14 protein-coding genes are annotated in these 19766 nt (G+C 36.5%); 6 read left to right on the top strand and 8 right to left on the bottom strand.

The window, feature by feature from the left end:
- Positions 1-2: 2 nt before the first annotated feature.
- From AEQSU_RS13925 to AEQSU_RS13910, 4 genes are all read right to left on the bottom strand, one after another.
- On the bottom strand, positions 3-2417 hold the full coding sequence (locus AEQSU_RS13925; protein ID WP_014783518.1) for an alpha-ketoacid dehydrogenase subunit alpha/beta: 2415 nt from the start codon (positions 2415-2417) through the stop codon (positions 3-5).
- Positions 2418-2515: 98 nt separating this feature from the next.
- Entirely contained in the window at positions 2516-2740 is a 225-nt protein-coding gene (locus AEQSU_RS13920) for a hypothetical protein (protein WP_014783517.1), read from the bottom strand.
- A gap of 163 nt (positions 2741-2903) precedes the next feature.
- Positions 2904-3224 carry a YegP family protein gene (locus AEQSU_RS13915; RefSeq protein WP_014783516.1) on the bottom strand — a complete coding sequence of 107 codons (321 nt, stop codon included), beginning with the start codon at positions 3222-3224 and terminating at the stop codon, positions 2904-2906.
- Positions 3225-3329: 105 nt separating this feature from the next.
- Positions 3330-3653 (bottom strand): YbaB/EbfC family nucleoid-associated protein, encoded by a 324-nt coding sequence (locus AEQSU_RS13910; RefSeq protein ID WP_014783515.1) that lies wholly within the window; start codon positions 3651-3653, stop codon positions 3330-3332.
- Positions 3654-3718: 65 nt separating this feature from the next.
- Here AEQSU_RS13910 and AEQSU_RS13905 point away from each other — a divergent pair, with 65 nt between their 5' ends.
- The 3 genes from AEQSU_RS13905 (at position 3719) to capB (ending at position 8463) form a co-directional block, all read left to right on the top strand.
- On the top strand, positions 3719-5854 hold the full coding sequence (locus tag AEQSU_RS13905) for a S9 family peptidase (protein ID WP_042492071.1): 2136 nt from the start codon (positions 3719-3721) through the stop codon (positions 5852-5854).
- A gap of 78 nt (positions 5855-5932) precedes the next feature.
- A complete protein-coding gene (gene capA / locus AEQSU_RS13900) occupies positions 5933-6982 on the top strand; it encodes a cysteate synthase (protein WP_014783513.1) in 1050 nt (349 codons plus the stop codon).
- A 221-nt stretch (positions 6983-7203) separates the two neighbouring features.
- Entirely contained in the window at positions 7204-8463 is a 1260-nt protein-coding gene (gene capB, locus AEQSU_RS13895) for a cysteate-C-fatty acyltransferase (RefSeq protein WP_014783512.1), read from the top strand.
- Positions 8464-8961: 498 nt separating this feature from the next.
- Here capB and AEQSU_RS13885 read toward each other — a convergent pair whose 3' ends face one another.
- Positions 8962-10080, bottom strand: a complete 1119-nt coding sequence (locus tag AEQSU_RS13885) for a GNAT family N-acetyltransferase (RefSeq protein WP_014783510.1) — start codon at positions 10078-10080, stop codon at positions 8962-8964.
- 8 nt (positions 10081-10088) lie between these two features.
- Positions 10089-11072, bottom strand: a complete 984-nt coding sequence (locus tag AEQSU_RS13880; RefSeq protein WP_014783509.1) for a transporter — start codon at positions 11070-11072, stop codon at positions 10089-10091.
- A gap of 106 nt (positions 11073-11178) precedes the next feature.
- Between AEQSU_RS13880 and AEQSU_RS13875 the strand changes: the two genes are divergently transcribed.
- From AEQSU_RS13875 to AEQSU_RS16690, 3 genes are all read left to right on the top strand, one after another.
- A complete protein-coding gene (locus tag AEQSU_RS13875) occupies positions 11179-11439 on the top strand; it encodes a DUF4834 family protein (protein WP_342626243.1) in 261 nt (86 codons plus the stop codon).
- Positions 11440-11547: 108 nt separating this feature from the next.
- Complete coding sequence (locus AEQSU_RS13870) at positions 11548-13983, top strand: YfhO family protein (RefSeq protein WP_014783507.1); 2436 nt, start codon at positions 11548-11550, stop codon at positions 13981-13983.
- The gene (locus AEQSU_RS16690) at positions 13984-15282 is read left to right on the top strand and encodes a glycosyltransferase family 4 protein (protein ID WP_014783506.1); all 1299 of its coding nucleotides are present in this window, start codon (positions 13984-13986) and stop codon (positions 15280-15282) included. It abuts the gene before it with no gap.
- Positions 15283-15348: 66 nt separating this feature from the next.
- On the opposite strand, the gene AEQSU_RS13860 is transcribed toward AEQSU_RS16690, so the two are convergent.
- Complete coding sequence (locus AEQSU_RS13860) at positions 15349-16596, bottom strand: hypothetical protein (RefSeq protein WP_014783505.1); 1248 nt, start codon at positions 16594-16596, stop codon at positions 15349-15351.
- Between the two features lie 341 nt (positions 16597-16937).
- Positions 16938-19715, bottom strand: coding sequence for an excinuclease ABC subunit UvrA (gene uvrA, locus AEQSU_RS13855; protein WP_014783504.1), 2778 nt, complete (start codon positions 19713-19715; stop codon positions 16938-16940).
- Positions 19716-19766 lie beyond the last annotated feature (51 nt).

Here is a 19766-nt window from a genome sequence, read left to right as displayed (position 1 = left end):
AACTAGCGAAGCTTCGGAAATTCCGACGGATTTGCTTCGTGCATAATTTCATAAACTTTCTCGTAAATATCTTCTGAAGAAGGTTTGCTGAAATAATCGCCATCAGTACCATAAGGTGGGCGATGTGCCTTTGCTGCAAGCGTCTGTGGCTTACTGTCCATATATTTATAGCCACCTTGAATTTCCATAATCTGGTTCAAAATGTATGCTGAAGCACCGCCAGGAACATCTTCATCTATAACCAGAAGTCTGTTGGTTTTTGCAACACTTTTCACCATATCGTGATTAAGATCCAAAGGAAGCAGCGATTGAACGTCAATAACTTCAGCATCAATGCCAGCTTGTTGTAGCTCTTTTGCGGCTTCTTCTACAATTCTTAAAGTACTTCCATAGGAAACCAAAGTGATGTCTGTTCCTTCTTTTACGGTTTCAACTACGCCTATTGGCGTTTTAATTTCGCCAAGATTGTTTGGCATTTTTTCTTTTAAACGATACCCGTTAAGACATTCAATAACCAAGGCGGGTTCGTCTGTTTCAAGCAAAGTGTTGTAGAAACCTGCTGCTTTAGTCATATTTCGCGGTACAAGAATATACATTCCACGAAGAAGGTGAATTAAACCACCCATTTGCGAACCACTATGCCAAATACCTTCTAGACGATGTCCACGAGTTCTAACAATCAATGGTGCTTTTTGAGTACCGTTGGTTCGGTAACGCGTGGTTACCAGATCATCGCTCATAATTTGTAAGCAATACAATATATAATCTAGATACTGAATTTCAGCAATTGGTCGCAGTCCGCGTAAGGCCATCCCAATTCCTTGACCAAGAATGGTAGCTTCGCGAATTCCTGCATCAGCAACTCTTAGTTTACCGTATTTTTCCTGCATTCCTTCCAAACCTTGGTTTACGTCGCCAATTTCGCCAGCATCTTCTCCAAAAATTAAAGCTTCAGGGTGTTTAGTGAAAATAGCATCAAAATTATCGCGAATAATTACACGCCCATCAACATCTTCGGCGTCGTTAGCGTAGGAAGGAAGCACTTCTTTAATGGTTTTGGCGTTCTCTTTCTCTTCGGAATAGAGATGCGCACTGTATTTAGGTTGAATTGTTTCGAAGTAATTCGTAATCCAATCCTGAAGTTGTTTCTTTTCAGAAGAATCTTCGCAAACAACATATCTTAAGGCTTTTCTGGCTGAAGCAACTATATTTCTACGTAGCGGCTCTTTTTCAGCAGCAAGTTCGTTTTTTAGTTTTTCAATGAAATTTTTGTTGGCACTGTTTTCGGATAAGTTTCCAAGTAATAAAACAGCTTCTTCTTGTTCCTTTTTTTGAGGTGTAACGAAAGCTTCCCACGCAGCTTTTTTTCCATCGCGTACTTTTTTCTTTATTTCTTTTTCAATTTCTGAAAGGGTTTCTTCAGTAGCAATTTCACTAGAAATCATCCACTCGCGCATTTTTACGTTGCAGTCGTTTGCTACTTCCCACTCCAAACGCTCTTTGCTTTTATAACGTTCGTGAGAACCGCTAGTACTATGGCCTTGTGGTTGAGTTAACTCTTGAACGTGAATCAAAACCGGAACGTGTTCTTCTCTAGCTATTTTTGATGCTCGGCTGTAAACGTCAATAAGTTCAGGGTAATCCCAACCGTTTACACGAATAATTTCATAACCGTTTTCGTCTTCAGTGCGTTGAAAACCTTTTAATACTTCAGAGATATTTTCTTTGGTAGTTTGGTATTTTGCGTGAACGGAAATTCCATATTCATCATCCCAAACACTTATAACCATCGGCACTTGCAGTACTCCCGCAGCGTTTATGGTTTCCCAAAAAAGTCCTTCACTAGTACTAGCATTTCCAATGGTTCCCCAAGCAACCTCGTTTCCATTGATGGAGAAATTGGTTTTATCTTCAATTCCTTTTACGTTTCTAAATATTTTTGAAGCCTGTGCTAAGCCCAACAAACGTGGCATTTGACCAGCTGTAGGCGAAATATCTGCACTACTATTTTTTTGTTGCGTTAGGTTTTTCCAACTTCCATCTTCATTCAAACTATGAGTGGCAAAGTGGCCGCCCATTTGTCTTCCAGCGCTCATTGGATCTGCTTTTATATCTGTATGTCCGTAAAGACCTGCGAAAAATTGTTCAATGGTCAACTTTCCAATTGCCATCATAAAGGTCTGGTCGCGGTAGTAACCACTGCGCCAGTCGCCGTTTTGGAATGCTTTGGCCCAAGCTAGTTGTGGCACTTCTTTTCCGTCGCCGAAAATTCCGAACTTTGCTTTTCCTGTAAGCACTTCGCGACGCCCCAATAGACTACACTCGCGGCTGGTTACGGCTATTTTATAATCGTTCAGCACAGATTCTTTAAAATCGTTAAAAGAAATCTCGCCGTTTGTCTTTGGGTCTGTCTGCATTACAATAGGTTTTATATTTACAAAAATAGCGAAATCAGGCGTGTTTCGCAACGCTTAGTTATACACAGCCCAATTTATGAAGTGAATAATTTCGTTAGTTAATTTTTTTTCGAAGGAAATAGTTTCACTATCAACAATCTAAGCAAAAGTATGAAAGGAAAACCGTGAAGCAAAACATCAAACCAGTCTGCTGCTTGCATACCTTCGGCACCTCCGACAATCCATTTCAGTTTTCCCCAAATGTGTGGTTCTGGGAGAAAAGGAGCTAGGCCGAGGGTTAGACAGAGAAGGATAATTATTCTCCAGTTGTTTAGTAATTGCATTCTTGTGATTCGGGATTTGTTAACTCGTGATTCGTGAATTCTGATATTATAAATTGGCTTCTCCCCTTTAGGGGACAGGGGTTCAATCCCTTTCTATTTGAAGTAAAAATAATCCAAAAAAAATCCCCAGCGAACCGAGGATTCTATTGAAAGATAAATTTCTTTATTCTACTTCTTGAACAGAAGCTCCTGGCGCATTTTTACGCACAGACTCTATTCCGTTTTTAGCACCGCTTTCCGCAGCATACATTTGGCTACTGCCAATAATCTGACCGTTTGTAGCTTTAATGTTGAAGTGAGTTTTACCATTTTTTGCAGTTTTCATTTCAAAACTATCGTCTTTACCGCAGTTTTTCTGAACTGATTCAATGCCGTTCATTGCTGAAGCTTTGGTCGCATACATTTGGCTAGAAAGAATTACTTGACCATTGCTTGCTTTTAATACAAAGTGAAATTTATCACCGCTTTTTTTAAGTTCAAACATAATAATTAGGTGTTTAAGGTTTATTTAAAAATTTATCGCCAATATCGTGAAAAACAATACTTTCTGAAAATAATTGGATGCTTTTATAATAATTTTAGCATTCTCTTATTTAAACATATCCATTCCAGGAATGTCTGGCATTCCTTCTTTAGCAACAGCTGCAACTTCAGTTTCGTGAACATTGGTTGCTTTTTCGATGGCTTTATTCAGCGTCAAGATCAAATAATCTTCCAATTGTTCTTTATCTTCCAAAAGACTATCATCAATCTCGATGGTTTTAATTTTTCGGTTTGCGGTAAGCGTTATTTTTAGAAGTCCGTCGCTGCTGGCTTCATCAATAAGCACTGTATCCAATCGTTTTTTTGTAGCTTCTACTTTTTCTTGGGTTTCCTTAAGTTTGCCCATCATTCCCATTAAATCTCCAAACATATTTTTATAATTTTATTTTGCTGCAAATTTACTACTTTGTATCACTATTTAAAAATAATACAATGATGAAAAAATTCGCGTTCCTTTCAATTGCTTCCCTTATTTTTGCCGCTTCAATAAATGCGCAGGAAACTTCAACAGATATTATGAATATTACTCCCCCGAAAGCCGAGAAAATCACTAAAGAATTAAAAGCCAATGGTGATGTTCGAATTGATAATTACTACTGGCTCAACAATCCAGAAGACCAAAAAGTAATTGATTATTTGAATGAAGAAAATAAGTATTACGAAACAATTACGGCTCATACAAAAAAATTCAGAGAAGATCTTTTTGAAGAAATGAAGGCGCGAATAAAGGAAGATGATGAATCTGTTCCTTATAAATTGAACGGTTACTTTTACATAACTCGCTTCGAAACAGGAAAGGATTACCCAATTTACACTCGCAAAAAAGTTTCATTGGACGCTGCGGAAGAAATCCTTTTTGATGTAAATGAAATGGCAAAAGATCATTCGTATTACAATCTTTCCGGCCTTAATGTTTCCGAAGACAACAAATTAGTTTCTTTCGGCGTAGATACTTTAAGCCGAAGAAAATACGACATCTTCATAAAAAATATGGAAACAGGCGAAATTTATCCAGAACGGATTCCACTAACAACAGGCAGCGCAACTTGGGGTAGCGACAATAAAACGCTTTTTTACACAAGAAAAGATGAAAACACGCTTCGCGCAGATAGAATTTTCCGTCATACTTTAGGTACAGACCCGATTACAGACGAGCTGATATTTACTGAAGAAGACGATACTTTCGGCACCTATGTTTACAAAACGAAGTCGAAAAAATTTATCGTAATCGGTTCCTACAGCACGCTCACTTCAGAATATAGATTTTTAGACGCCGATAATCCAACGGGCGAATTCAAAATTTTTCAACCACGAGAAAGAGGATTGGAATACAGTATTTCGCATTATGGAAATAATTGGTATGTGCTGACGAATAAGGACAAAGCGCTCAATTTCAAACTGATGAAAACTTCGGAAGAAAAAACTTCCAAAGAAAATTGGGTGGATATGATTCCATATAGAACTGATGTTTTGTTGGAAGACATTGATATTTTTAAAGACTATTTAGTTTTAAGTGAACGAAGTAATGGTCTCACACAAATTCGAATCAAAAAGTGGAAAGGTAACGAAGATTATTACCTTCCTTTCAATAATGAAACCTACACAGCTTTTACAACTCAAAACCCAGAATTTGATACTAAGATTCTTCGATATGGCTATAATTCATTGAATACGCCAGCTTCCATTTTAGATTTTAATATGGAAACTAAGGAGAAAACAGTTTTAAAGGAAACCGAAGTTTTAGGTGGAAAATTTGATAAAGATAATTATGAAACGGAGCGTTTATGGGCAACTGCAGCTGATGGAACAAAAATTCCAATGTCCGTTATTTATAGAAAAGGAATAAAAAAAGACGGTAAAAATCCAACGTTAATTTATGGCTATGGTTCTTACGGAGCTACCATTGACCCATACTTTTCAACAGTGCGACTAAGTCTTTTGGATCGTGGTTTCATATATGTAATTGCACACATTCGCGGTGGTGAATATATGGGGAGACAATGGTATGAGGATGGAAAATTGCTGAAAAAGAAAAATACGTTTACAGATTTTATTGATGCTTCAAAATATTTAATTGCCGAAGGATACACTTCTCCTGAGCATCTTTACGCGTCAGGAGGCTCTGCTGGCGGACTTTTAATGGGTGCCGTTGCCAATATGGCTCCAGAACTTTATAACGGTATTATCGCCTCGGTTCCTTTTGTAGATGTTGTTACTACAATGCTTGATGATTCAATCCCTCTAACAACAGGAGAATATGACGAATGGGGAAATCCAAACGAAGCTGAATCCTATAATTATATGAAAAGTTATTCACCATACGATAATGTTGAAGCAAAATCATACCCAAATATGCTTGTAACAACGGGGCTTCACGACAGTCAAGTACAATATTATGAGCCAGCAAAATGGGTTGCAAAGCTGAGAGATTTAAAAACAGACAAAAATATTCTTTTATTGCAAACTAATATGGATGCTGGTCACGGCGGGGCTTCTGGGCGTTTTGAAGCTCTGAAGGAAGTTGCAATGGATTATGCCTTTTTGTTGGATTTGGAAGGAATTAAGGAGTAATAAAAATAATTCCTTACCTTTGCCAAGTTAAAATTTTCAGTTTTAAACTGAAGGTATTTTAAAACGAACTCCCTCTTTATGAAAGAAGAAATAAAAGCCCACAATAATGTGTTGGAATTAATAGGCAACACACCGTTAATAAAGCTTAATAAAATTACCCAAAACATGAAGGGTAATTATTTCGCAAAGGTTGAAGCTTTCAATCCTGGTCATTCTACCAAAGACCGTATTGCACTATATATTATAGAAGAAGCCGAGAAAAAAGGAATCCTTAAACCAGGCGATACAATCATTGAAACAACTAGTGGAAACACGGGTTTTAGCTTGGCAATGGTTAGCATCATTAAAGGTTATGATTGCATTTTGGCGGTTAGCTCAAAATCTTCTGCAGATAAAATTGATATGCTGAAAACGATGGGTGCCAAAGTTTATGTATGTCCAGCTCACGTTAGCGCGGATGATCCACGTTCTTATTACGAAGTTGCAAAAAGACTTCATAGCGAAGTTAAAGGTTCGGTTTACATCAATCAATATTTCAACGAATTGAACATTGATGCACATTACAAAACCACAGGTCCCGAAATTTGGGAACAAACTGCGGGAAAAATAACCCATTTGGTAGCTTGCAGTGGAACTGGAGGAACAATTTCAGGAACTGCACGTTTCTTAAAAGAACAATCCCGAAAAATCGGGACAAACATTAGAGTTATAGGAATTGACGCTTACGGCTCAGTTCTTCAGAAATATCACGAAACTAAAGAGTTTGATGCAAATGAAATTTATCCATACCGAATAGAAGGTTTGGGTAAAAATTTGATTCCATCGGCTACAGATTTCAATATAATTGACAAATTTGAAAAGGTTACAGACGAAAGCAGCGCACACACAGCGCGTGAACTTGCTAAAACAGAAGGACTTTTTGTAGGATACACTAGTGGTGCGGCAATGCAAGGTCTAAGACAACTTGAAGAAGAAGGCGAATTTGATGAAAACAGCAATATTGTAGTTATCTTTCCAGATCACGGTTCAAGATATATGAGCAAGATTTACAATGATGAATGGATGAGCCAGCAAGGCTTCTTCGATTCTGAAACTGCTGAAATTCATAAGATTGAATATATAAAGTAATTTTAGATAAACGATTTTCGAAATACGATTTTAGGAACCGATTGAAAATTTTTCAATCGGTTTTTTGTTAATATGAATCCTTCATCATTGAATTTTCAATTAATCACATTTTTTGGCCCGCGATTAAGTGCACGCCTACGAAATCTAAAATCTAACGTCCAAAATCTAAAATCTAACAATAATTTAATTAATTTTGTCCCACAATTTTAACCAATGTTTTAATGAAAGATTTATTCGCAAAAATATATAAAGATAAAGGTCCGTTAGGAAAATGGGCTGAACAAGCAGAAGGCTATTTTGTATTCCCAAAACTGGAAGGCCCCATTTCCAACCGAATGAAATTTAAAGGCAAAGACGTAATCACTTGGAGTATAAATGATTACTTAGGTCTTGCCAATCATCCAGAAGTGCGCAAAGTAGATGCCGAAGCCGCTGCAAAGTGGGGCTCTGCCTACCCAATGGGAGCTAGAATGATGAGTGGTCACACAGATCTTCACGAGCAATTACAAAGAGAACTTGCAGCATTTGTAAACAAAGAAGCTGCTTACTTATTGAATTTTGGCTACCAAGGAATGGTTTCAACCATTGATGCTTTAGTTTCAAAAGACGATGTGATTGTTTATGATGTAGATGCTCACGCTTGTATTATAGACGGCGTTCGTCTTCACTTGGGACAACGCTTTACATACAGACATAACGATATGGAAAGTATCGAAAAAAACCTGCAACGCGCTACTAAAATGGCTGAAAAAACGGGAGGAGGAATTCTTCTTATTTCTGAAGGTGTTTTCGGAATGCGCGGCGAGCAAGGAAGATTAAGAGAAATTATTGAGCTTAAGAAAAAATATAACTTCCGCTTTTTCGTAGATGATGCCCACGGTTTCGGAACACTTGGTAAAACAGGAGCCGGAGCAGGCGAGGAGCAAGGCGTACAAGATGGAATTGATGTGTATTTTGCTACATTTGCAAAATCTATGGCAAGTACTGGAGCTTTTATTGCAGGCGATGAAGAAATAATGGATTACCTAAAATACAATCTACGTTCGCAAATGTTTGCAAAATCATTACAAATGGTTTTGGTTGAAGGTGCGTTGAAACGTTTGGATATGTTGCGTACAATGCCTGAACTTAAAGAAAAGCTTTGGGAAAATGTAAACGCATTACAAGGCGGACTTAAAAAGAGAGGTTTTGATATAGGAACCACACAAAGTTGTGTAACACCAGTTTATTTAAAAGGAAGTGTTCCCGAAGCAATGGCATTGGTAAAAGACCTTCGTGAAAACCATGGAGTTTTCTGTTCAATTGTTATATATCCCGTTATTCCCAAAGGATTGATTCTTTTACGAATGATTCCAACAGCTATGCATACCATGCAAGATATAGATGAAACTTTGGAAGCATTTTTATCCATCCGTGAACGTTTGGAGAATGGGACATATAGACGTCTTTCTGCAGCTCTTATAGAGGCGATGGGAGAGTAGATTAAATAAACTGAATATTATATATTGAAAAATCCACCTTTTTGGTGGATTTTTTAATACTGTTTTGAAATTTAAAACATTAGTAAATTATAGATATTCCAAAACTAGATGACTACTTACTATAAGACCATCAAAATTATTTCAATTTTTATTATTTGCTATTTGTTAATAAGCGCGAGTGTTTTTACATATTTGAATTTTGAATATATTTTAAAACCTGAATTAAATCCACAATATGAAAATACAAGGTCGGCATTCGGTTATAATGAAGGGTTAGCAAAATTTAAATATTTCGGACTTCAATTACCTATTTATATACTCGCATTTTGGTGTCCTTTTTTACTTCTTAATACTATTTTCGTGTCAATATTCAGTAAGTGGTACAGTAAAAAACAATTGATATTTTCTTTTTTTAATTGGGTTTTTAGTTTTCTATTGCTATACCTTTATTTTATGGCACAGTTATCTCTGTTTTGGGATTAAATAATTAAAAACTTATTAAATATCCCTCCTAAAAGTACTCCTCTCCTTATGCTGCACAGGATTATAATCCTTCCAAAGTAATTGTACGGCCGTGTTTTCTTTTAACTCTGGATTGGTTTCCACAGTATGAATTCCTTTCGAGTTAAAAAGGTATTGCATCTCCTCGAAAATAATTGCGGTTACGCCTTTTCCTTGGTATTCTGGGTCAATTCCTATTAAATAAAAAGCGGCGGTATCGTTCTTTTTCTGTGCTTTTAGAATATGGCTCCAACCAAAAGGGAAAAGTTTTCCATTTGCCTTTTTCAATGCTTTTGAAAAAGAAGGCATCACAATTGAAAAAGCAATCAGTTTTCCTGTTTCGTCTTTTATACAGCAGATGTAATCTGGATGAATAAAGCTAAAATACTTCTCTTTATAATAATCTATTTGATATTGCTGAATAGGCACAAAGGTTTGAAGTGTATTATAAGTCTTGTTTAATAGACCAAACATTTCATCCACATAAGGTAAAATCTCCTTTTTATCTTTAAAACGAATTACGGAAAGTTTATAACGTTCCCGAATAATCTTGGAAAACTTTGCAACCTTTTCAAAAATAGTATTTGGTATTTGAAGTCTGTATTCTACCCAAGTTGCTTGTTTTTCATAGCCTAGCTTTTCTAGATGTTTTGCATAATAGGGGTAATGATACCAAGTAATCATAGTATTCATTTCATCAAAACCCATAGTCAGTATTCCAGCTTTTTCCATATTGCTGAAACCTACGGGACCTTCGGCGTATTCTAGGTTGTGTTCGCGCCCTTTTTCGTAAGCCTTTTCTAGCAATGCTTTGGTAACTTCAATATCATCAACCATATCTAGCCAACCGAAACGAATTTTTTTCTTTCCTTGTTCGTTTACTTCTAAATGATTCAGAATAACCGCAATACGACCAACGATTTCATCATTTTTGTAAGCTAAATAATACCAAGCATCGGCATTTTTAAATACAGGATTTTTTTTAGCATCTAAGGTTTCCAATTCATCTTTAATAAGTGATGGAACCCAATATTCACAGTCTTTATAGAGCTTAAAGGGAAAAGTGATAAATGTTTTAATATCACTTTTTGAGGAGATTTGTTTTACTGTAATCATATATAATATTATTGTTCGCCGTTTTCGTCTAAATTTAGTTCGTCTTGGCGTTCTTCTTTTTTATCTTTTTTCTTTTCTTTTTTCTTATCCTCTTTGATGGCTTTGTCTTCTAAGAATTCATCTTTATCGTGTCTATCAATACGATAAGCTACGCCCACACGACCGTAAAACTTTGAAGGTGTATCTTTTAAACTGTAGGTTACCGAAAGATCAACTTGAAAATTTTGATTAACCAAAGTTGCCGCACCACCACGAAGTAGTTGATCTGAATAAAAATCGCTTTTAAAACCTTGATTCTCAACAAAAATAGAAAACAAGCGGTTGGTAGCATGTGTTAGCGTAACAATATAGCCGTAAGTAGGGAAGTCTGAAGTAACTCGATCTACGATTATATTAGTTACAAAAACCCAACCTCCAATAAAATTATTTTGGGTTGAAAGCAAAAACTTTGGACTTATTGCACTTTTTGTTTCAGGAGTGAACGGATTGTCAGCAAAATCAATATTCATCCCTGCGTAAAGTGAAATTGCAGGAATTAAATCTGACCATTGTGTTTTATTGTTGGCCTTCCAACTGTAAAGGTTAGGGCCTTTTAATTCACGTTTTCTATAAGGGTCATACACCAAATATTTCACTCCCAGGGTGTTGCTTTTGAAATTTGAAAGATTGTACTCTCTTGCTAATGAAGAACGATTGTCTGTAACTTGGTTATATTGAAATTCGCCCATAGCGCTAAACTCCAAACGCTCTTTCCATATACCGTATCGAACAGCATAATCTATCGATAAACCATTAGTATTTGTTTGTAAAAGTTTGTGCTTTTCCTTTCCATAACTAACTCCAGATTCAATTTGCAGCACTTTTGTGCCAACAGCAAATGCACCCTGCGAGCCACCAGGACGGTTGGTATTTATCATTTCAGTATATTGTGCCGAAACATTTGTAAAGGTTATAAAACTGAAGAGAAATAATAAGGGAAGTTTGAGGTTCATGAAACGGTGGGTTTAGTTCAAAGATATAAGATTTTACCAATAATTTAATAGTCAGCATTCTTCTTTTTCTGCATCAATCCTTATTTTTGAAAAGAATTTGACAATTATGATGACATTCTTAAAAACGATATTAATCGTTCTTCTCGTATATTTTGGGCTTAAGTTTCTCATAAAGCTTGCTACGCCTTACTTGATGCGCTATATTTCTAAAAAAGCTGGGCAACAATTCGAGCAATTCTTCGGAAATAGTCCAAACGCAAACTCTCAAGAAAAGGAGGGAAGTATTACGATTGATAAAAATCCAGCTCAAAACGCACGCTCCAGCAAAAAAGTTGGGGAATATGTGGAGTTTGAGGAAGTGGATTGAATAAGGCTGTTGGATGACTGATGACCGCACCCGTCATCTGTCATCCAGCACCCATCATTTTCCACATATTTTCGCTAATTTCCCCGCTTCAAACTCATCCGTCAAATTATGCAGTCCAACTATAAAAAATTTCTTCCCCATTTAGTTGTTTTTGTTTTATTCATTGTTGCTTCACTGGCATATTTCAATCCTGTTTTGCAGGGTAAAAAAATATTCCAAAGTGATATTGTGCAATACACTGGAATGGCAAAGCAGCAAAACGATTTTAGAAAAGCAACTGGCGAAGAAACTTATTGGACTGACGCGGCTTTCGGCGGAATGCCGACCTATCAATTGGGTGCCAAATATCCAAACAATTACATAAAACAGCTAGATCTTGCCATACGTTTTCTACCACGTCCGGCAGATTATCTCTTCCTATATTTCATAGGAATGTATATCCTCTTTTTGGTGCTAAAAGTAGATTACAAACTAGCTTTTCTCGGCGCTTTGGCCTTTGGTTTTTCAACTTATTTAATAATTATTTTAGGCGTTGGTCATAATGCAAAAGCACACGCAATAGCTTATATGCCCTTTGTTTTAAGCGGAATCTTTCTCACTTTCCGAGGAAAATATCTCTGGGGATTTTTATTGCTCACAGTTTCAATGGGCTTGGAATTGGTTGCAAACCACTTCCAAATGACGTATTATTTGATGCTTTTGGTAGTAATCATCGGTATTGTTTATTTGATTGATGCTTTCAAAAAGAAATTGTTGCCGCATTATTTTAAAGCAGTCGGAATAATGGTTATTGGCGTTTTGATTGCTGTTGGTTTAAACGCTACAAATATTCTCGCGACCAAAGAGTACGCAGATACTTCAACTCGTGGCAAAACGGAACTTACAATAAATGCAGACGGCACACCAAAAGACAACAAAACAGGCCTCGATTTTGATTATATAACCGAATACAGTTACGGAATGCTGGAAAGTTTCAATCTGTTTATTCCTAATTTTATGGGTGGAAGTTCCACCGAAGAATTTCCAAAAGATTCAAAAACTGTTGAAAGTTTGATGCGAATGGGCGCTTCTTCTCAGGAAGCGAATCAAGCTTTACGCCAAATTCCAATGTATTGGGGTAACCAAACTTTCGTGGGAGCACCTGCGTATATTGGCGCCATCGTTATTTTTCTATCTGTTCTTGCTCTATTTTTAATACGTGGAAGATTGAAATGGTGGGTTGTTTCGGGTTTTGGGTTGACATTATTACTTTCTTGGGGAAAAAACTTCAGCGGCCTAACAGAGTTTTTTATTGATTATGTTCCGATGTACGATAAATTCCGTGCGGTTTCTTCAATACAAGTTATTATTGAATTGATTCTTCCAATACTTGCGATAGTTGGTTTACATCAATATTTCAGCAATTTTGAAAGAGAAGAAGAGAAAAAGAAGGCTTTGCTTTGGTCAACAGGAATTGTTGGTGGTCTTACCTTATTGTTTATTCTTTTTAAATCAGCGCTGTTCGATTTTGCAAGTCCTTATGACAGCTATTTTAGAGATGAAATGGGCCTTCCGTTTTTAGAAGCCATACGCGAAGATAGAATGTCACTTTTCACTTCCGATGCTATTCGTTCCTTGATTTTTGTGGTTTTAACAGCTGCCGTTCTTTGGTTCTTTATGAAAGGAACGCTTAAAAAAGGATTTGCCATAGCCGCTCTATGCGTTTTGGTTTTGGTTGATTTGGTTGGTGTTGACCGAAGATATGTAAACGAAGATGCTTTTGTTCAAGCCAAAATGGTTAATGAGCCTTTTCAAATGAATGGCGCTGATGAACAAATTTTAAAGGATGAAGGTCATTATCGTGTTTACGATGCAACTACGAACGCCTTCAACAGCGGAAAAGCGAGTTATTATCATAATGCTTTAGGCGGCTATCACGCTGCAAAACCTGGCAGAATGCAGGATTTATTTGAATTTTATATCAGCCAAGGAAACATCGGGATTCTAAATATGATGAATGTCCGTTATATTATTACACAAGCAAAAAACGGTGGTCCAGTGGCACAGCGCAATCCGTATGCAAATGGCGATGCGTGGTTTGTGGAAAATGTGCAGCCTGCGAATAATGCAAATGAAGAAATTCAGCTTTTGGATAGTTTAGACACCAAGAAAACTGCAGTTATCAATAAGGAATTTCTTTCTAAAATTCCAAATCAAAATATGAAACGTGATAGTACAGCAACCATTGAACTTTTCAGTCATCAACCGAATAAATTGGTTTATGAAGCTTCAACTAAATCCTCGCAACTCGCTATTTTTTCAGAAGTATATTATCCAAAAGGTTGGAACGCATACATCAACGGAAAACCTGCGGAATATTTTAGGGCAGATTATTTGTTGAGGGCTATGGTAATTCCGCCAGGAAATAATAAAATAGAATTCAAATTTGAGCCGAAAGTAATACAAACAGGAAGAACAATTTCATTGGCAAGCACTATCGTTTTTCTTTTGATTTTATTGAGTGGTTTGTATTTTGTTTTTCGGAAAAAAGAAATGAAAGAATAAATGAAACGCGCTCTAATCATTACATACTATTGGCCTCCAGCAGGCGGTCCCGGCGTACAGCGATGGTTAAAGTTTGTGAAATATTTTAGGGAATTTGGAGTGGAACCAATTGTTTACGCACCCGAAAACCCAAATTACCCTCTGATTGACGAAAACTTTTCTTCGGAAATTCCCTCAAATATTGAAATCTTAAAGCAACCAATCAGCGAACCGTACCGTTTTGCGAAGCTTTTATCAAAAAAGAAAACGAAGCAGATTAGTAGCGGTATCATTTCAAAAAAAGAAATTTCAGCAATGGAAAAGCTGATGCTTTATCTTCGTGGAAACTTTTTTATACCAGATGCGCGTGTGGGTTGGGTAAAACCTTCAGTTGTATTTCTTTCAAAATATATTACTGAAAATGATGTGGAGGTGGTTATAACAACCGGGCCGCCGCATAGTCTTCACTTAATAGGAATGCAACTTCAAAAAGAGTTGAACATAAAGTGGATTGCAGATTTCCGCGATCCGTGGACGACGATTCATTACCACAAATCGCTACGATTGAATAAATCTTCAGCACGAAAACATAAAGCGCTAGAGGTTTCAGTTTTAAAATCTGCTGATGTAATTACTGTAACAAGCCCAACAACGAAGAAAGAGTTTGAGATGATTACCGAAACACCAATTGAGGTAATTACAAATGGCTTTGATATTTCGGAAGAAATAGACTTTCAAATGGATTCCAATTTTTCAATTTCACATATTGGCTCCCTTCTAAGCGAGCGAAATCCTGAAGTTTTGTGGAAGGTTCTAGCTGAAATCTGCAAGGAAAACTCAGATTTCAAAAATGATTTAGAATTGAAATTTGCTGGAGCCGTAAGCGAAGAGGTAAAGAAAAGTCTTGAGAATGCAGAACTTATTTCAAATTGTAAATTTTTAGGCTACGTTTCGCATTCTAGAGCATTGCAACTTCAACATCAAAGTCAAGTGTTGCTTTTAGTTGAAATAAATAGCACAGCAACTCGTGCAATTATTCCAGGAAAACTATTTGAATATCTGGCAGCTAAACGTCCAATAATTGCTTTGGGACCGAAGGAAAGTGATATTGAAGTAATTATTTCTGAAACGAAATCTGGAATATTCTTTAGTTATTGGAATGATGATGAATTAAAAGTTGAAATTCTTAAATTATACGAACAATTCAAAAGTGGAAATTTAGCAATCGCTTCCGAAGGAATTGAAAAATACAGCAGGAGGGAAGTGACAAAACGAATGGCTTCTCTAATTCTAAATTCTGAATTTAGAATTCAGAATTAAAAAAACCTCCGATCCTCTGTTATCAAACAGATTCACGAAGGTTTTCAACCAACCAAAAAACTATCTTTATCCTCTTCCTCTGGGTCTAACTCCACTTGAGGAGTTACTTTTTGAAGAATTTCCTCGTGAATTGTTCACATTAGAACTACTTCGTGAAGGAGCACTAGATTTATTTACTGTACTACGGCTTGCCGTTTCTCTTTTAGGAGCCGTTGTCTTTCTTGTTACCGAATTACTTCTATTGTTTGAAGATGCGCTTCGTGTTTGTGGCTTCTGAACGTTTCTTTCAGTAGAAGCAGTTCTTGTATTGTTTGAACGAACTGTATTTTCACTTCTAGTATTTTTCACAGTATTTCTTGTGTTACTATTGCTTACGCGTTCGTTGTTTACGTCTTTTGAATTATTAGTAGTTCTTGTCGGAACACTATTTAAATTACTTCGAGTGCTTCGCGTATTTCTATCTACGGTTGCGGCTCCTTTACTGTTGGTGCTGCTACTTCTTGTTGTGGTACTATTTCGAGTACTATTGCTACGAATTGAACTATTGTTTCGAGTTGTAGTATTGGCACGCCCAGTATTTGAAGCGACCATAGTGTTATTTCTATTCGGATTGTAATCCTTGTTTATGGAACTTCTCCCTCTTTTATCGTAAACCCGGCTTCCTGGATTGTAAAAATCTCTACGGCCATTTTGATAAGCCACTTGATTTCTGTTTTTGTAATACACTACGTGGTCGTGATAGTTATATCTAACAGGAGCATAATATCTTCTGTAAGGCATATCATAAACTATGCAATGGCTATAAATTGGTGGCGCATAATACGCGTGCCAAGGACGATACACATAATATGGGTTGTACCTATTAATCACGCCAGAATAGTGCGAAAAATAACCATAGTTATTGTAAAATACATGCAATCCACCTACGCGAACTAAGCGTCTGTTGTTATATTGAATGTCAACATTTCCAGCTTGAACAATACGACCGTAGTTATCATAATAAATTGGAACACTTTCCACTTGAATAACCGCGCCATAATCATCATACTGAACGTAGGTTTCATAATCATAACCCGAATTAAAACTTACATTTACGTTTGGAGAACTAATGGTTACTTGTGAACCAGTTTGAGGTCCAACATAAACAAAGTCGAATTGGCCGTCTGGAAAAACGGAGAATTCCACATCGCCTTCAACGAAGATGTAGGCTTTACCGTCATAACCTCTTCTGAAGTTATTTTCACTTTCGAGGGAAGTTGCGTTTGCTGAAAATCCCATAAAAAGGATGCTAAAAATAAGTGCTAGGTTTTTCATGATTTTAAAATTTAAAGGTTCGTACTTGCTTGTTTTTCTTTGGTTAGCCTTGTACGATTATGAATAACCAACGACCGTGCCACAATTTTAAACGTCTGATTTTCAATAATAAAAATGAAACATCAAATTCCAAAACCCAAATTCCAAATAAAGCTCAAATACCAAAAATTCAAAATAATTAAATTTCAAATTGAGTTAGATTGATTTATAGAAGTGCATAAATAAAAAATCCGCTGAAGTGTTTTACCACATTCAACGGATTTTAAAAACTAACCAACCAAAAACTAAAAAGTCTTATGGTTTTTATGATTTCAATTAGTGTGCCAAAAATAGCAAAGCTCTCAAAGTTTCTCTTTTAAATAAGAAGCTGTAAATGATTCTTTGCTTTTCGCAACTTCCTCAGGAGTACCTTCAGCTACAACTTGTCCACCGTTTTCTCCGCCTTCAGGACCAAGATCAATAATATAGTCTGCGCATTTTATCAAATCTAGATTATGTTCAACTACAATCACGGTATGTCCTCTATCAAGCAGAGCATAGAACGAAGCGAGTAATTTTTTAATATCGTGAAAGTGAAGTCCCGTGGTAGGTTCATCGAAAATAAATACGGTTTTTTCTTTTGAAGTTCCTTTTACCAAAAATGAAGCGAGTTTTATCCGTTGCGCCTCACCTCCAGAAAGAGTAGAGGAACTTTGACCCAATTGAACATAACCCAAACCAACATCTTGCAATGGTTGCAATTTTGCCGCAATTTTATCTTGTATGTGTTCTCCAAAGAAAGCTACGGCATCATCTACTGTCATTGTGAGAATGTCGTCAATGTTTTTATTTTGAAAAGTTACTTCGAGAACTTCCTTCTTGAAACGCTTGCCATTGCAGGTGTCGCACAATAAATGTACATCGGCCATAAACTGCATTTCTATAGTTACTTCGCCTTCACCTTTACAAGTTTCGCAACGACCACCATCTACATTAAAACTGAAATGTTTCGCTTTATAACCACGTATATCTGAAAGTTTTTGCGAAGCGTATAAATTCCGAATATCGTCATACGCCTTTATATAAGTTACAGGATTACTTCTACTGGAGCGACCAATTGGGTTTTGGTCAATGAATTCAATACTTTTAATAGTTCCGAAATCTCCTTTTATTTCTGAAAACTGCCCGGGTTTTTCGCCATAACCTCCAATTTGCCGCATTAGAGCAGGATATAGAATCTTCTTTACCAACGTACTTTTTCCACTTCCTGAAACGCCTGTTACGGCTGTAAAAACGTTTAATGGAAACGTAACGTCAATATTTTTTAAATTGTTTTGACGTGCGCCAGTAATTGAAACTTTGTTTTTTGAAGTACGTCTTTTCTTAGGAACTTCAATCTCCATTTCGCCATTTAGATACTTCGCTGTGAGTGAATCTGATTTTAAAATTTCAGCATAATTTCCTTGCGCAACCACTTCGCCACCAAAAGTTCCAGCTTCGGGGCCAATGTCTATGATTTCATCTGCGGCTTTCATTATATCTTCATCGTGCTCTACCACAATCACAGTATTTCCCAAATCTCGTAAGGCTTTTAGAACTACAATAAGTCGTTCTGTGTCCTTTGGATGAAGGCCAATACTGGGTTCATCTAAAATATACATTGAGCCCACAAGACTGCTTCCCAAAGATGTTGCCAGGTTAATTCGTTGTGATTCCCCGCCAGAAAGTGTATTTGATTTTCTATTCAACATTAAATAACCTAAACCTACATCTTGTAAAAAACGAAGTCGATTGTTGATTTCAAGCAATAAACGCTTCGCAACTTTTTCATCAAATTCTGAAAGTTTCAAGTTTTTGAAATATTCCGCAGTTTTATCTAAAGGAAGCGCTACTAATTCTTGAATTGAAGTGCCGTTTATTTTCACATAACCTGCTTCCGGACGCAGACGTTTTCCTTTACAGGTCGAACATTTTGTTTTTCCACGGTAGCGGGAAAGCATCACACGGTTTTGAATTTTGTAGCTTTTTAATTCTAAATAGGAAAAAAATGAATTTAATCCTTCAAAAGATTGATTACCATCCCAAACCAGTTGTTTTTGTTCATCCGTAAGCTGAAACCAAGGTTTGTGAATAGGAAAGTCGAATTTATAAGCAGCGTTTACCAATTGGTCACGATACCAACTCATACTCTCGCCGCGCCAAGGAAATATAGCGTTTTCAAAAATAGATAAAGCTGTATTTGGGATTACTAAATCTTCGTCAATACCAATAACATCGCCGTAACCTTCACAAGTTGGACAAGCTCCATAGGGATTATTAAAACTGAAAAGATGTACGTTCGGCTCCATAAAAACCACGCCATCTGCTTCAAAACGATTGTTGAACTCTGTAGTTTTTTTCGAATTAAGTTCTTCGATATATAATTCGCCTTTTCCTTCAAAAAAAGCTATTTCTATAGCATCTGCAAGGCGGTTGTAAAAATCTTCTTCATCTTTTGTAATGATTCGGTCAACAACCAAATCTATTTTCTTCGGAAATGATTTTCCTTTTAATTCATCAATCCGTAAAACTTCGTCTTTAACTTTAATTCTTGAATAACCTTGTTGTGCTAAAGCCTGGATTTTGTTTTCCATAGTTCGTCCTTCTTCCAAATGAATAGGAGCGAGGAGGAGCAGTTTTTCACCTTCAGGAAAATTCTTAATGAATTTAATGACATCTGAAGTTGTGTCTTTTTTAACTTCTTTCCCAGAAATTGGAGAAATTGTTTTTCCAATTCGGGTGTAAAGCAATTTTAAATAATCATAAATTTCAGTAGAAGTCCCAACGGTTGATCGCGGATTGGTAGAATTCACTTTTTGCTCAATAGCAATTGCAGGCGAAATTCCTTTTATGGAATCTACTTTTGGTTTGTCTAATCTTCCTAAGAATTGTCGTGCATAGCTGGAAAGACTTTCCACATAGCGGCGTTGGCCTTCTGCATATAGCGTATCAAAGGCCAGACTGGATTTTCCGCTACCAGAAAGACCAGTAATAACAACCAATTTGTTACGCGGAATGGCTACCGAAATGTTCTTAAGATTGTGAAGTTTCGCACCCTGAATTAGGATGTTTTTTTTAATATCTAAGGTTTCTGTACTCAATTTATTTTTCCTTTTTTTTTAGCTTTTGCAAAGATACTATATCGATTTCAG

The organism is Aequorivita sublithincola DSM 14238, assembly GCF_000265385.1.
Lineage (GTDB): Bacteria > Bacteroidota > Bacteroidia > Flavobacteriales > Flavobacteriaceae > Aequorivita > Aequorivita sublithincola.
This window is presented reverse-complemented; position numbering and strand designations above follow the sequence as displayed.

Bases quoted from the DNA above. Each gene is read 5' to 3' on its own strand.
- AEQSU_RS13915 (WP_014783516.1), bottom strand. From the start codon at position 3,224: ATGTTTGAACTTAAAAAAAGCGGTGATAAATTTCACTTTGTATTAAAA.
- AEQSU_RS16690 (WP_014783506.1), top strand. From the start codon at position 13,984: ATGAAACGCGCTCTAATCATTACATACTATTGGCCTCCAGCAGGCGGT.
- AEQSU_RS13910 (WP_014783515.1), bottom strand. From the start codon at position 3,653: ATGTTTGGAGATTTAATGGGAATGATGGGCAAACTTAAGGAAACCCAA.
- capA (WP_014783513.1), top strand. From the start codon at position 5,933: ATGAAAGAAGAAATAAAAGCCCACAATAATGTGTTGGAATTAATAGGC.
- capB (WP_014783512.1), top strand. From the start codon at position 7,204: ATGAAAGATTTATTCGCAAAAATATATAAAGATAAAGGTCCGTTAGGA.
- AEQSU_RS13875 (WP_342626243.1), top strand. From the start codon at position 11,179: ATGATGACATTCTTAAAAACGATATTAATCGTTCTTCTCGTATATTTT.
- AEQSU_RS13920 (WP_014783517.1), bottom strand. From the start codon at position 2,740: ATGCAATTACTAAACAACTGGAGAATAATTATCCTTCTCTGTCTAACC.
- AEQSU_RS13880 (WP_014783509.1), bottom strand. From the start codon at position 11,072: ATGAACCTCAAACTTCCCTTATTATTTCTCTTCAGTTTTATAACCTTT.
- AEQSU_RS13925 (WP_014783518.1), bottom strand. From the start codon at position 2,417: ATGCAGACAGACCCAAAGACAAACGGCGAGATTTCTTTTAACGATTTT.
- AEQSU_RS13870 (WP_014783507.1), top strand. From the start codon at position 11,548: ATGCAGTCCAACTATAAAAAATTTCTTCCCCATTTAGTTGTTTTTGTT.
- AEQSU_RS13885 (WP_014783510.1), bottom strand. From the start codon at position 10,080: ATGATTACAGTAAAACAAATCTCCTCAAAAAGTGATATTAAAACATTT.
- AEQSU_RS13860 (WP_014783505.1), bottom strand. From the start codon at position 16,596: ATGAAAAACCTAGCACTTATTTTTAGCATCCTTTTTATGGGATTTTCA.
- AEQSU_RS13905 (WP_042492071.1), top strand. From the start codon at position 3,719: ATGAAAAAATTCGCGTTCCTTTCAATTGCTTCCCTTATTTTTGCCGCT.